Below are 13,796 nucleotides of genomic sequence, written 5' to 3' on the forward strand. Positions count from 1 at the left end.
GACGGTGACGGGGGAGGAGCGCCCCTCCTCGTCCTCGGTGACGACGAGCCGGGCGGCGATGTCACACAGCCCAAGGCCCTGCGCGCGCAGGCACAGGCCCATGGGCAACATGTTCACGTCGGTGACGTCAGCGGGGTCTGTGGTGGTGATGGCGGTGGTGGCGTCAGCGGGGTTGTGGTGGTGGCGGCGGTGGTGACGGCAGCGGGGGTCTGTGGTGGTGGCGGCCGTGGTGACGGCAGCAGGTCAGTGGCGGCGAGGGCGGCGGTGGCGGGCCGCCGTCGGCTCGTTGGCGAGCGGGCGAGCGGGCGGGCGGGCGGGCGGGCGGGCGGGCGGGCGAGATCGCGTCGCTCGGTCCAGCGAAGGTCACCGTCACAGGCCGCGACGTGCGACTGTGCGCCTCCCCGAGGGGACGGGGCTCCGTCTGGACGTTCAAGGTGGGGCGGGCGCGCGTGTGCCGACTTCTCCCCGCCCTCTCAACTCGGCGTTCTCCAGTTCCCGTGCGCCGGGAGGTCGGAGCGGGGTACGACGAGGCCGCTCTCGTAGGCGAAGACGATCGCCTGGGCGCGGTCGCGGAGATCGAGCTTGGCCAGGATGCGGCCGATGTGCGTCTTGACCGTCTGCTCGGCGACGATCAGGGCCGCGGCGATCTCGGCGTTGGACAGGCCGCGGGCCACGTGCACAAGCACCTCCGACTCCCGCTCGGTCAGCGACTGCACCAGGGGTGCGGCGCCAGGCAACGCGGGCCGGCACCGGGCGATCTCCTCGATGAGACGCCGGGTCACCGAGGGGGCGAGCAGGGCGTCGCCGGCCGCCACCACCCGCACGGCCGAGACCAGGTCCGCGGGCGGCGCCTCCTTCAGCAGGAACCCGCTGGCGCCTGCGCGCAGCGCCTCGTAGACGTAGTCGTCCAGGTCGAAGGTGGTCAGCATCACCACACGCGGCCTGTACTGGCCGCCGGGCGGCGCCAGGAGCAGCCGGGCCGCCCGCAGGCCGTCCATGCCGGGCATGCGGACGTCCATGAGGACGACGTCGGGCCGCAGCAGCCTTGTCCGGTCCACCGCCTGCTCGCCGTCGGCCGCGTCACCGACGACTTCGATGTCCGGTTCGGCGGCCAGCAGGGCGCCGAAGCCCGCCCGGACCATTGCGTGGTCGTCGGCGACGAGCACCCGGATCGTCATGGGTGCTCCTTCCCGTGGCCGGCCTGCACCAGGGGTAACGTCAGCTCGACCCGGAATCCGCCCCGTGGCGTCGGCCCGGTCAGCAGCACGCCACCCACCATGGCGGCCCGTTCTCGCATCCCGGCCAGCCCGTGACCGGTGCCCGCGGGCTCGGCGAGCGCGAGCCCCGCGCCTGCGGGCGGCGCGTTCTCGACCACGACCCGCAGCCCGGACCCGTTCCCGGTGACCGCCACGGCCGTGGCGGCGCCTGGCGCGTGCCGGATCACGTTGCTGAGCGCCTCCTGCACGATCCGGTAGACCGGCAGCTCCATGCCGGGGGGTATGCGCCTGGGCAGGCCACTCACCGTCAGCTCGACGGGTGTGCCGGCACGCCTGGCGCTCTCCACCAGCACGCCCAGCTGGTCGAGGCCCGGCAGCGGGGCGCGCGGCGGCAGCGCGTCGTCGCTGCGCAGCACGCCCAGCAGGCGCCGCATCTCGGCCAGTGACTGCCGGGCCGCCGCCCCGATGGAGTCGAACTCCCGCTCGGCGCCGGCGGGCACCCCGCCGAGCCTGCGCGCCGCGCTGGCGGCCTGTACGGCGATCACCGACATGTGGTGCGCCACCACGTCGTGCATCTCCCTGGCGATCCTGGTCCGTTCCTCCAGCAGCTCGCGCCGGGCCCGTTCGGCCGCGCTGACCTGTTCCTGCTCGGCGACCCGCGCCCGGGCCCGGCGGCGCCAGCGCACGTTGTCGCCGACGATCAACGGCACCGGCACGACGGCCGCCACGAGCTGCAGCGCCACGGCCCGGTCCGTGGACGACATGGGCACCAGTGACACGTCCGCCAGCGCGCCGAGGAGGGACAGCGCCCACACGGCCGCCAGCATCCATCGCGGCCGGTGCTGCGCCAGCACGAACAGCACGACCAGATAGGCGACCACGGGCATCGGCAGCCACGGCCACGGATTGTTCGCCGGCGGCGGCGCGACCAGCAGCGGCGTGACCAGCATCCCGGTGTAGAGCAGCAGCCAGGCGGTCACCGGCCGGCGCCGGCAGAACGTCACCGGAGCCGCGCAGGCCGCCGCGAGCGCCACCGTCAGCTCGACCGGAGCGTCGTAGACGGTGGCGAGCATCCCCACGTTCATGGCGAACATGAAGCAGGCGATCACCCAGGGCGTTCCGGCCCGCACCCTCGCGAACCGGAGCGCGGACGGGGCCGCCGGTCCGGTCGGGGCCGGGGCCGTGGTGAAGGCGCGCGACATGCCATCACCGTAGCCGCCGGCCTTCGCGGACGGATCAGCCCCAGAGCCGACTTCGGGCCTCCCACCTGGGTATGACGCGCCGGCCGGATGGCCAGAAGGTATGACCGGTATGGATGGCTCCGTGGTGTGACGTGCCCGGCCGGGCACGCTGCCTAGCGTCGGACCCCATGAACGACAACAACGATCTCGGCACCGACAGCGGAAAGAGGGGCCGCCGACGGACGCTCCGGCGACTGGCCGCCGTACTGGCCGCGCTGGGCGTCGCCGTGGCGGGACAGGTCGCCACACCGCCCGCGGACGCCGCCGCCGGACGGCAGCCGCTGGACGGCCTCTGGCGAGCCGACGGTTACGGCACCGTCTTCGGCATCGGCCAGGGGCGGCTCATCACCTACGACACGACGGCGATCAGCTGCCTGCGTGGGGTGCTCTCGGCGGAACAGACGGCGCGCACGCGCGACTCGGCGTCCTTCACGGCGCAGGAGGGCGGCCGGCGGATCGTCGTCCAGACGCGGGGGCCAGGCCGGGCGCGGCTACGGTATGCGGGCAGCGTCGGCGCCATCGACCTGCGGAGGCTGCCCCGCCTGCCCCGGGCCTGCGCCACCCCCACGCCCGCTGATCCGGTGAAGGTGTTCGACGTCTTCTGGACGACCTTCGCCGAGAACTACCCGTTCTTCGCCACCAAGGGCGTCGACTGGCGAGCCGTACGGGACCGGTACCGGTCCGGGATCGGTCCGGACAGCGGGGAGGAGGAGCTGTTCGCCGTCCTGCGCGACATCCTCAAGGAGCTCGGCGACGCGCACACCGCGCTCATCGCGGGCGGCAGGCAGTTCGCCAGACCGTTGCGTCCGGGCACCAGGCAATTGGACGGGGTGCCGGCCTTCATCGCCTTCAACGAACGCGTCCGGGAGTTCGTCGAGAAGAACGACACCCGCAAGCCCCTGCACCAGTGGGGACGAGGCGTGATCGGGTACGCCGACCTCCCGGACGGCCTGGGCTACCTGCGGCTGGGCGCGTTCGACGGCTACGCCGACGGCGGCTACGAGCCCAACGCGGCCGAGCTGGACCGGGCGCTCGACGAGATCTTCACCGTGTCCCGCACCTCGGGGCCCGGCCGGCTGCGCGGCCTCATCATCGACGTCCGCGTCAATCTGGGCGGCTACGACGCACTCGGCCTGCGGCTCGCCTCCAGGCTCACCGGCAGGCCGTACCAGGCGTACGCCAAGCAGGCCCGCAACACCCCCGGTGATCCGCCCGGGTTCACCCGCCCCCGGCCGGTGCCCGTACGGCCGGCGACCGCCCCGGTGTACACGGGCCCCATCGCCATGCTCACCAGCAGCCTGACCATCAGCGCGGGCGAGACCTTCACCCAGGCCATGACGGGACGGACGCCCCGGCCCGAGCGCATCGGGGAGAACACGCAGGGAGCCTTCTCCGACTTCCTGTGGCGGAAGCTGCCCAACGGGTGGAGCTTCGCTCTGCCCAACGAACGTTTCCTGACCCGCGACGGGACCACCTTCGACGTCACGGGCATCCCGCCGCACCTGTCCGTTCCCGGCGTCCTCAGCGACGAGGAACTGAACGGCGGCCACGACGCCGCCTTCGCCAAGGCCCTCTCCTACCTGACGAGCCGGCGACGGTAGCGCCTCCGCGCCTGGAACAGGCCGGCCGCGGGCGGCGGCCGGCCATGGGAATCGGGGTGAACGGCCCGCCGCTAGTGCCTCGAAGATGCCTTCTGCGTGACGAAACCTCTTGTCATCAACCACACGGCGAAGACGAAGCTCTGCAGGGCCAGGGGCGCATTCATCGCCAGGTAGAGCGGCGTCACGACGTCAGTTGCACCAACCAGCACCAGGAAACTCGCCGACACGGCTGCCGCTATTGCCAGGAATCCCCACCCGGACAACCATCGCGGGACAGATCTCGACCGCCACAGAATGCGGAACAACAGGAGATCTCCAAGACTGAGCGAGATGATCAATGCGACATGATTGACCAAGTCGCGCGCCGTCCGCAGTAATTCACCGACGACCTCGATGCCGGATGCGGCCACGGCATCGGCTTGGGCGAGTTCCCGGCCCAGCACGAGAAACAAGGGCAGCATGATGACGCCGATGAAGTGGAACGTCGCCGCGATCAGCCTGAACCCGAGGAAACCCGAGCTGAGTCTTTCGTTCTCCGCCCGCACCATCGGATACAGGCACAGCGCGAACCCGACATACGCGGGGATCATGATGGACTGAGCGACTGCGCCGAGGATGACCTGGCTCTCGTGTGCGGGTACGAGAGCGAGACGGCGTGGTTCATCGACGGCGGGAACGACGCTCAGCGCGCCGGCGATCATACCCAGGATGACCAGGGCACCGGCAATTGCGGTCGCCCGCCTGTTCGTGTGCACGATTCTTGTCCCGAAATTGTCGTGGTGGTCAGCCTGTGAGCAGGTCCATGCGCAGGAACTCGGTGATGCGGAGCAGCTTCGGCGGGCGTGCCACTTTCTCGGGAAGGGCCTGGAAAGGCTCGTCCTCACCGATGAGGCGCGGGGCGGTGAGTTCCACGTCCCGCCCGTCGACCCGGAGCCGCGCATTTGCGGCCGCCAGGACGTTCTGCACCCAGTCCGAACGCGATCCATACACCAGAACGAACAGGTAACCGCCGTCGACGGGATGCGCGTCGAGCGGCGTGCGGTACGTGGTGCCGGAAATACGGCCGACGTGAATCAGCACCGGCCATCTTCCGCCGGTTATCGCGCGGGGGTTGAACACCTTCTTGTTCACGTGCCCCCACCACCTCGGCATCGGCATGGAAATCTCCTTCTCTACGCTCCAGAACGGCCTTACGCTCGTAAGGTCGCTTACGGGTGTAAGGTTGGCTTACGCTCGTAAGGCTGTCAACCCGCACACGTCCCGGAGCCGTCATGCCGCCGCAACCGCTCAGCAGAGTCCTCGTCCTGGAAGCCGCGATCCGGGTCGCGGATCGCGGCGGCGCGGAGGCGATCACGATGCGCCGGGTGGCGCAGGAACTGGGCGTGGAGGCGATGTCGCTCTACCACCACGTGCCCAACAAGGACGCGATCCTCGACGGCGTGGTCGACATGGTGTTCGCGGCGATCAAGTTGCCGGGTGCCGAATGCGACGATTGGCGCGATGCGATCCGTACGCGAGCCGTCTCCGCCCGCGCGGTCCTGTCGCAGCACAGCTGGGCCCTCGGCCTCATGGACTCCCGCCGCGATCCGGGACCGGCGACGCTACGCCACCACGACGCCGTCCTGGGCGTCCTGCGGGAGGCGGGGTTCACGCTGCCGATGGCCGCGCACGCCGTGTCGCTGATCGACAGCTACGTCTCCGGGTTCGTCCTGCAGGAGGCGAACCTGCCGATGGCGACGCCGGACGACGTCGAGGACGTGGCCGGCGACATCCTCCGGCAACTGCCGGAGAAGGAGTTGCCGTACCTCACCGAGATGATCCGCGACCACGCCCTGCGACCGGGCTACGACTACACCAGCGAATTCGGCTACGGCCTCGACCTGATCCTGGACGCCCTCGAAGCGCGCCGAAGCGTCCAGTGATCGGGCGAATCCGGGTGAACTTCTCGGTACGGGCGGCGAGCCGGAGCGAGAGCACCACGTGAGCGGCCGATCGGCCGGCCGTGTCGGACAGTGCCGCCGTCTGGTGGAGGGCGAGGGGCTTGGACGGGCCGGTCCACGTCGTCGGCGCTCGGCTTGCGCAGCTCGCCTGGGAGCACGTCAGGGGCCGGCACATGCCGCATGCCCGCCGACGGAGCGATCACGTCGGCGGGGTCTGGGCTGACATCGGACCGGACCGGTATGGCTGGGTCGATGGTGGTGTCAGTGGCGGTGATGGTTGTCGGGTTGTGCGGGGTCGCCGGGGTGTTCGAGGCCCGGCACCAGGCGCAGCCGGTGGGCGCGGGCGTGGTCGAGCCAGCGTACGAACGCCACCCTGCGCGCGGAGTCGAGGAGGCCGTCGGCGGGTGCGTCTCGGTCCGGGACGGGGTCGTGGCGGGTGACGAGGGTGGCGGTCCAAGGGCCGGCCGTCACCGTCTGGCCCGGTACGGCGGCGGCCAGAGCTTCGGCCAGGGCGACGGGCAGCGAACCGGGGTCTGCGTCGAACTCGCCGTCCGGGGTGCGTAGCCGCCATGTCGGTCCGGTGGGCGGTCGCGTGGTGGCCTCCCGATACGCGGCCGCCTCCGACGCGGAGACCGTGACGTCAGCGGTGACGGCCTCGTAGACAGCTCGGACGGCGGCGCTGCCCTCGTAGGCCGCCGCAGCGATCGAACCCAGCTCAACAGCCGCCCGCTGGTCGAGCCGTACTGCGATGGCGTCGGTGGCTCGTGGGTCCGGCCGTACCGCGATGGCGTCGGTGGGGGGGTGGTTGGGGTGGGGTGGTGGGGGCTTCTCCAGGGGGAGTCGGCGGGCTGTCGCCTCGGCGGCGCACAGTTGCTCGGTCAGCACCACCTGGGCCACCCAGCGCGTGAGCTGCCGGTCCTCGGCCGTGCCCGGCGCCGGAAGCGCCGAGGACCTCGGGCCGGCCCGGAGGGCTGCGAGCCGTCGGTCCAGCTCGAAGCGGGGGAGCGGGCAGCCGTCGAGCCAGCCGAGCACCGGCCCCACGCCGGGCGCGACCGGCTCGCCGGTGACGGGCGCGTGGGCGGAGTCCGGATGGCTGACCTGAGGTGTTGGGACGGAGGTCGGATGGTTCGCCTGGAGCGTCGGGGCGGAGGTCTCAGCGCGGGACCGGGGATGGTCGGGGTGGGAACGGTGGGTCATGGGGTCACCACCAGTTCGACGGTCGGGGCGTACTGGCAGCGGCCGAACCACATGACCTTGCCCAGGGCCCAGGCGGAGCCCGGGACGGCGTCGCGGGGTGCGGACACCTCGAACTCGGCGACCGTGCTCTCACCGGCCGCCAGGACGAACCCGCGGACCGGGGCGGCGATCAGGTCCCACGTGCCCCAGGGCGAGACGACCTGCAGCTCGCCCCGGATCTGACCGTTCGTGCGGTTGTGCAGCGCCAGCCCCAGCACGGCACGCCCGCCGGGAGGGACGCGCACCGACGGCGTCGTCACCTCCACCGACAGGCCGGTGTCGCGGCCGGGACGGTCCTTGCTGCCCTGCGCTGCCACCCAGTCCTCGGGGACGTCACCAGGCACGGGCAGCACGCCGGGCAGGTCGCCGACGGCGACGGTGACCACGTCCTCGACGGTCTGGCCGTCGTGCCGGATCCGGGCGGCGACGAAGTACAGGCCGGGCTCGACGCCCCGGGGCGGGGTCACCGTCACCGGGAACCGTACGTGCCCGCCCGCCGCCAGCCGGTACGGGCGCCGCGTCAGACCGGCCGTCCAGCCCTCGGGGACGAGGATCTCCACGGCTCCTTCCACGTCGGCGTCGAGCAGGTGCGAGGAGAGCACCACCGACAGTTCGGCGGGCTCGCCCTCGGTCCGCACCAGGCCCGGCGACGCCGTGACGCTCACCGGCAGGTAGCCCATCGGCGCCGGCCCCCGGTTGTGCAGCCAGTACCGCGCATGCACCGGCTGCGCCACCTCGGCCGCCGGCCCCAGCACCGCACCGCCGCGGGCCGACCCACCCAGCGGCAGGCCGGGGACGGCGATCACGGTGGCGACCTCGGCGCCGGTCAGCGTGACGGCTGCCCCCTGGACGGGTTCGCGCCGCCGTTCGAGCAGGTCGGCGCGGTGCGGCTCGGTGAGGGCGAGCGCACCGGAAAGGACGGCGTCGCGGCCGAGTCCGGTGGACTCCATCAGGCGCACGGTCACCCCGGAAGCCGGGTCCGCCGCGGCGGCCGACCCGTGCGCGGTCGGGTTGCCGGCCGGCTTGACGGCGCCGACCAGCACCTCCCGGGCCGGCTCGACCTTCAGGTACGACCGGGTCGGCGGCAACGGGCCCCCGTGCGGCTCGGCGAGCACGGCGTACAGCGGATGGTTGAACTCCTGCCCCCGGGCGGGCAGCGTCAGCGTGCGCCAGTCGCCCTCGCCGGAGACCAGCGCGTAACGGAACTCGTGGGTCCAGTGCATGAGCTGGAAGCCCGCTCCGTCGGGCAGCGTACGGCGGGGCGGGTCGATCCACACCCCGGACGGCCACCCGGTGCACGAGCGCATCAGCGACAGGTGCAACGTGCCGGCCGGATCGACGGCGAAGCCCGGCAGGCCGTAGGTGAGCAGCGCGACGGTGTGGCCGGTGAGCAGCTCGGACTCCGGGACCTCGCCGGGGCAGGCGGAGCTCACGCGGGCGTCGGCCAGGTCGGCGGTCAGCGCGGCGAGATCGGTGGTGACCAGGGCCGGCAGCGCCCGCAGGTCACGCAGGTCGGCGTTGGGCCGCCAGACCTCGCGCAGCGGCCGGGCGGCGGGCACCCAGACGCGCCCGTCCCGCTCCAGGACCTCGGCATAGGCCGGGCCCGCGCGTTCCAGCAGCTCGCGCACCGCGTCGTTCTGCCGCGGCCCGCCGATCATGATGCGGAAGTCGGGGAGGTTGGAGTCGACGTCGAGCCAGCCGTACCTGGACCAGTCCGCCCCGGCCGTGGTCGCGGTGACCCCGGCCCTGACCAGAGCGACCAGCAGGTCGCGCACGTCGGCGGCGTCGTCCGGGCCGGGCACGACCACCTCCGCCACGCCGAGCGCCCGCTCGCCCAGCGGCCGGCCGCCGGGGCCGGTGAGCGCGACGCGGGCGGTGGAGCCCAGACCGAACCAGGTGTTGGCGGGGTTGTCGAGGGTCCACGGCGCCTCGGCGGCGTCCACGTCGGGCAGGGCGAACCCGCGCCCGACCACGGCCCCGGCCACCTCGCTCACCGGCAGCGCGCCGGGCAGGTCGACGGGGAAGCTCAGCCGCAGCAGCCGGTCGGCCCCGCGGTAGTCCAGGACGCGGGTGGTCAGGTCCACGTGGTCCACGCCGTGCCAGAGCGTGACGGTCTGCTCGTAGCCGATGCCGTCCACCGTCCCGGTGATCACCAGGCGCTCGCCGAGCGGGCAGGTCTCGCGCCGCACCTGGGCCGCGCCCTCCGCCGCGCCGACGACCGGGCCCTTGGGCACCAGGTGCCAGGGGCCCTCGCCGAAGTCGGGGTGGGCGGGGTACTCCTCGTAGACGCGCAGCTCGTTGCCGACGCAGCCGGGCCGTAGCAGCTCGCGCCCCGCCTTCTTGTCCAGGACGGCGGACAGGCAGCCGCCGCGGCCGGGGTCGGCGGTGACGCGGTAGCGGGCGTTCTCGACGGTGACGCCGGGCGCGGGCCTCCACGCGGCCGCACCGGGCCGGGACGATCCCGGCAGGAACCGCCAGGTGCGCCAGCCGGTGGCGGGCACGTCCTCGGCCAGGAACCGCAGGGTCCCCCGGTCCACGACGCACGGCACCTCCGCGCCGGCGTCGTCGAGCACCCGTCCGCCGTCGAGCCCGGCGGGCAGCCGTCCGGCCACCGGCGCCGACCGGTCGAACGACAGCGTGTTCGCGACGACCACCGCGACGCCTTCGCCGCCGGTGTCCACGCGGGCGACCAGCGAGGCGAGCGAGACGTCGCGCACCGCGCCCGCCAGGTCGTACGCCTCGCGCCAGCCGGACAACAGGTCCAGGTAGACCTGGTCGGACTCGCTGCCGGTGATCGCGTCGTGGTGTGCCCCGTACGCGAGCTGCCGCCACACCTTGTCCAGCGCGGCCTCGGGGTAGGTCCCGAGCCCTTCGAGCGCGGCGAGGGTGGCCAGCTTCTCCGCGTCCACGGCGGCCACCTCGCCCGCCCGCTGCGCCTGCTTGGTGTCGATGTAGGAGACGTCCTTGCCGGTGTAGACCGGGTTCATGTCGCGGGTCTGCGGGCTCGGGCGGCGTCCGGAGGCCGCCAGCTCGGCCCGGACCGCGTCGAGGAAGTCGCGCGGGGTGGCGCAGACGAAGCGCGGCCAGACGTAGCGGGCGTTCCAGGAGCGGTGGATCTCGGTGACCCACTTGTTGGGCGGGGTGTAGTCGGTGCCCACGGGCAGCAGCAGGTTCCGCGTCGCCCCGACCGGCTTGAGCTTGCGGTACAGCTCGTACACGGCGTGCTCGGCGCCCGCCAGGTCGGCGGCGGAGTCCATCCATTAGCCGGCCGAGTAGTGGTGGGGCATGAAGTGCGTCAGCACGCCGAGCCCCGAGGGGGCGATCCACTCGAACTCGCTCGGGAACTGCATCACCCGGGCGTCGTCCTTGGCCTCGCGGAAGTTCTTCTGGATCGGCCCCCACTGGTGGAACGGCCCGCGCGCCCACGCGCTGCCGGTCAGCCCCGCCGCGGCGAGGTAGCCGGGGAACTGCGGGTCGTGCCCGAACGCGTCGAGCTGCCACGCCGTCGCCGGATCCCCGCCGAGGATGTCGCGCTGGTAGCCGATGCCGTACACGATGTTCCTGATCGTGACCTCGGCGCCGGTGAGGTTGGTGTTGGGCTCGTTGTACGTCCCCCCGACCAGCTCGACCTGCCCGCGCTCCATCAGCAGCCGCAGGTCGGCCCGGCGCTCGGGATGGACGTCGAAGTACGGCTTGAGATAGTCGATCTCGGCCAGCACGAACTTGTAGACCGGGTCGCGCAGCGCCAGGTCCAGGTGCGCCTCCACCAGCGCGAAGCCGTTGCGCTCCCACAGCGGGCGGGTGGTGGCGTCCCCGGACAGCAGCTCCCACGGCGAGGTGTAGGCCGCCTGCGTGTTCCACCACACCGGGTCGTAGTGGAAGTGGGAGACCAGGAACATCGTCCAGCCAGGCTCGGCCACGACCACCACGGCCTCGGCCCGCGCGCCGCCCGCCGTCACCACGACCGGCAGCTCGGCCCCCGGGACCGGGCCGGCGATCTCCAGCGGCACCTCGACCACGCCCGCGCCCTCCGCCTCCCCGGACACGCCCGGGCCGGTGACGGCGACCCGGGCCGGCGGGCCGTCGAGCGTCACGCGCAGCACCTGGCGCGGGGCGTCCTCGGTGCCCGTGAACAGGTCCGTGGACTCCACGGAGACGATGGCGACTGACACGCTCTTCCTCTCTGGAAATCGATGATCTTGCGGTCGGCCCGTCGTTCACTCCGGGGTGAGGACGCTGCCGATCCCCCGGGCAGTGAGGTGGCCGGGGTCGTCGGCGCGGTCGCCGGCGACGATGGCCACGGGCCCGGACTGGCGCAGCCGGACCCATGCGGCGTGGAAGGCGCTGCCCGGCGCGACCTCGGCCCGGCGTCCGGGCTCGGTCCGCAGGTCCACGTCGCACCGCAGGGCCGGACGCCGCGCCTCGGTACGGCCGCGGCGCTCGTCGATGATCGCGGCGAGCTCCTTGGCCGCCGGCTTGGGACGGTGGTCCACGGTGAACAGGCCCAGCTCGTACTCCCGCTCGGGGAAGTCGGAGAGGGAACGGTCCAGGTCGTGGGAGCACCACCAGGTGACGCCCCACAGGGCGGGGTTGGCGGTCACCGCGTCGAGCGTGCGGCGGACGAACTCGGCGGTCCCGGCCTCGGGCACGTCGGGCCTGGGCACCCCGATCTCCTGCAGCCAGACGGGCCTGGCCGGGTCGAGCGAGGTGGCGGCGGCCAGCTCGACCAGGTAGTCGGCGTGCGAGACGGTGGCCGGGCCGAGCGGGCCGTCGATCGCGGAGACGCCGTTGAACACCCAGGAGTGCACCGTGGTCAGGTCGCCCAGGTCCACGTTGTCGGCGGGGCGGAACGGGTGCTCCGGGTCGTACCAGGTGGCGTCGTACAGGGAGTGGAGGGCGAGCAGGCCGGGCGCGGCCGCACGCACGACGTCGATCAGCTCGGCGGCCCACGCCGTGGACGCCTCGGGGGTGGTGGCGTTGCTGGGGTAGAGGTTGTTGACCTCGTTGCCGAGCGTGACGGCGAACACGTTGCCGCGGGTGGCGACGGCCCGGGTGAGCCGGTCGGCGTAGGCGGCTATGGCGTCGCGCGCGCCGCGGTCGGTGAACAGACTGCGACGGTGCCAGGTGAGCACCCACGAGGGCAGGAAGTCGAAGCTGGACAGGTGCCCCTGGAGCAGGTCCACGGCGACGGACAGGCCGAACTCGGCCGCGACGTCGATCACGGCCAGCAGGTCCCCCACGCCGCGCTGCCGGACCAGCCCCGGGTTGGGCTGGATCCACGGCCAGATCGGGAACACGCGCACGTGGTCCAGGCCGATCGAGGCCAGGTCCTCGAAGTCGCGGCGGACCGCGTCGAGCGACAGGTCGAGCCAGCTGTGGAACCAGCCGGCGGAGGGCACGTAGTTGGCGCCGTGGCGGATGGGGTCGAGCAGGGGCACGCGTCCTCCGGGGGTCGTACGATCTCCCGGCGGAGCCTAAAGCGATTTAGTCACTCTGCCAAGCCCCCGGAGCCGCCGTGCTCTCGCGGACCGTCAGCCGGGGGGTCTCGGTCTTGACGTCCTTGCGCTGCTCAGGGTCGGCGATGACCTCCAGCATCACCTCGGCCAGCCGCTTGCCGAAGGCGAAGGTGTCGCGGGAGAGCGCGGTGATCGCGGGGTGGGTGATCCGCGTGAGCACCGAGTCGTCGAAGGCCACGATGGACAGGTCGTCGGGCACCTTCACCCCCATCTCGCCGGCCACCCCCAGCCCGGCCAGGGCCATCACGTCGCTGTCGTAGACGATGGCCGTGGGCCGGCGCGGCCGCGACAGCAGCGCGCGCGTCGCGGCGGCGCCCTCGGAGTCGCTGAAGTCGGTGTGCACCGACACCGCCTCCTCCAGAGCCAGCCGCCCCGCGCGGTCGCGCAGCGCGCGGGCGCGCCGCTGGGTGTGCCGGAACGCCGGCAGGCCCGCGACGTGCGCGATCCTGCGGTGGCCGAGCGCGGCCAGGTAGTCCACGATCGACAACATGGCCTCCCGGTCGTCGGCCCAGACGCTCGACAGCGACCCGTGCCTGCCCGGCCCGCCCAGGACGACGGCGGGCACGCCCAGCTCCTCCAGCACGGCGATGCGCGGGTCGCGGACCATGAGGTCCACCATGACGAAGCCGTCGACCCGGTGGGCGGAGGTCCACTCGCGGTAGATCTCCATCTCGGCCTCGGCGTCCTCCACGATCAGCAGTTGCAGCGCGACGGCCTGGGCCGACAGCCCCGCCTGCAGGCCGGACAGTAACTGGGCGAAGAACGGCTCCACGCCGAGGGCGCTGGCGGGCCGGGCGATGACCAGGCCCACCGCCTCCGCGCGCGCCCCGCCGAGGGCGCGGGCGGCGCTGTGCGGACGCCAGTTCATCTCCTTCGCCACCTGCAGGATTCGCGCGCGGGTGGCCTCTCCGACCCCCGGGCGGCCGTTGAGCGCGAAGGACACCGCGCCCTTGGAAACCCCGACCCGCTCGGCGATGTCGGTGATCGTCGGTCGGCGCACCACTGCTCCTTCACGAATTCGTCTCAGCTATTGACACACGAGTCT

General features: G+C 72.8%; 11 protein-coding genes. 2 read left to right on the forward strand and 9 right to left on the reverse strand.

Annotated elements, in window-relative coordinates:
- Window positions 1-473 precede the first annotated feature (473 nt).
- Together ACIBK9_RS19295 and ACIBK9_RS19300 are read right to left on the reverse strand one after the other, a co-directional pair.
- On the reverse strand, window positions 474-1,178 hold the full coding sequence (locus tag ACIBK9_RS19295; protein ID WP_397159794.1) for a response regulator: 705 nt from the start codon (window positions 1,176-1,178) through the stop codon (window positions 474-476).
- Window positions 1,175-2,419: a sensor histidine kinase gene (locus ACIBK9_RS19300; protein WP_397159797.1), complete on the reverse strand. Its 1,245-nt coding sequence runs from the start codon at window positions 2,417-2,419 to the stop codon at window positions 1,175-1,177. The genes ACIBK9_RS19295 and ACIBK9_RS19300 overlap by 4 nt, the downstream gene beginning before the upstream one ends.
- Before the next feature lie 167 nt (window positions 2,420-2,586).
- Between ACIBK9_RS19300 and ACIBK9_RS19305 the strand changes: the two genes are divergently transcribed.
- Window positions 2,587-4,059, forward strand: a complete 1,473-nt coding sequence (locus ACIBK9_RS19305; RefSeq protein WP_397159799.1) for a S41 family peptidase — start codon at window positions 2,587-2,589, stop codon at window positions 4,057-4,059.
- 71 nt (window positions 4,060-4,130) lie between these two features.
- On the opposite strand, the gene ACIBK9_RS19310 is transcribed toward ACIBK9_RS19305, so the two are convergent.
- A complete protein-coding gene (locus ACIBK9_RS19310) occupies window positions 4,131-4,814 on the reverse strand; it encodes a DUF4386 domain-containing protein (protein ID WP_397159801.1) in 684 nt (227 codons plus the stop codon).
- Between the two features lie 28 nt (window positions 4,815-4,842).
- A complete protein-coding gene (locus ACIBK9_RS19315) occupies window positions 4,843-5,190 on the reverse strand; it encodes a nitroreductase family deazaflavin-dependent oxidoreductase (protein ID WP_397159803.1) in 348 nt (115 codons plus the stop codon).
- A 140-nt stretch (window positions 5,191-5,330) separates the two neighbouring features.
- Between ACIBK9_RS19315 and ACIBK9_RS19320 the strand changes: the two genes are divergently transcribed.
- Window positions 5,331-5,981 carry a TetR/AcrR family transcriptional regulator gene (locus tag ACIBK9_RS19320; RefSeq protein ID WP_397159805.1) on the forward strand — a complete coding sequence of 217 codons (651 nt, stop codon included), beginning with the start codon at window positions 5,331-5,333 and terminating at the stop codon, window positions 5,979-5,981.
- A 279-nt stretch (window positions 5,982-6,260) separates the two neighbouring features.
- Here ACIBK9_RS19320 and ACIBK9_RS19325 read toward each other — a convergent pair whose 3' ends face one another.
- The 5 genes from ACIBK9_RS19325 to ACIBK9_RS19345 are packed head-to-tail and all read right to left on the reverse strand — an operon-like array spanning window position 6,261 to window position 13,751.
- Window positions 6,261-7,196, reverse strand: a complete 936-nt coding sequence (locus ACIBK9_RS19325) for a hypothetical protein (protein ID WP_397159807.1) — start codon at window positions 7,194-7,196, stop codon at window positions 6,261-6,263.
- Window positions 7,193-10,492: an NEW3 domain-containing protein gene (locus ACIBK9_RS19330; RefSeq protein WP_397159809.1), complete on the reverse strand. Its 3,300-nt coding sequence runs from the start codon at window positions 10,490-10,492 to the stop codon at window positions 7,193-7,195. The genes ACIBK9_RS19325 and ACIBK9_RS19330 overlap by 4 nt, the downstream gene beginning before the upstream one ends.
- A 3-nt stretch (window positions 10,493-10,495) precedes the next feature.
- Window positions 10,496-11,407, reverse strand: a complete 912-nt coding sequence (locus tag ACIBK9_RS19335) for a hypothetical protein (RefSeq protein WP_397159811.1) — start codon at window positions 11,405-11,407, stop codon at window positions 10,496-10,498.
- 45 nt (window positions 11,408-11,452) lie between these two features.
- A complete protein-coding gene (locus ACIBK9_RS19340; RefSeq protein WP_397159813.1) occupies window positions 11,453-12,673 on the reverse strand; it encodes a glycosyl hydrolase in 1,221 nt (406 codons plus the stop codon).
- Window positions 12,674-12,719: 46 nt separating this feature from the next.
- Window positions 12,720-13,751 (reverse strand): LacI family DNA-binding transcriptional regulator, encoded by a 1,032-nt coding sequence (locus tag ACIBK9_RS19345; RefSeq protein ID WP_397159815.1) that lies wholly within the window; start codon window positions 13,749-13,751, stop codon window positions 12,720-12,722.
- Between the last annotated feature and the right edge of the window lie 45 nt (window positions 13,752-13,796).

Origin of the sequence: Nonomuraea sp. NPDC050227 (assembly GCF_044459705.1) — a bacterium.
In the GTDB taxonomy this organism is placed as follows: Bacteria; Actinomycetota; Actinomycetes; order Streptosporangiales; family Streptosporangiaceae; genus Nonomuraea.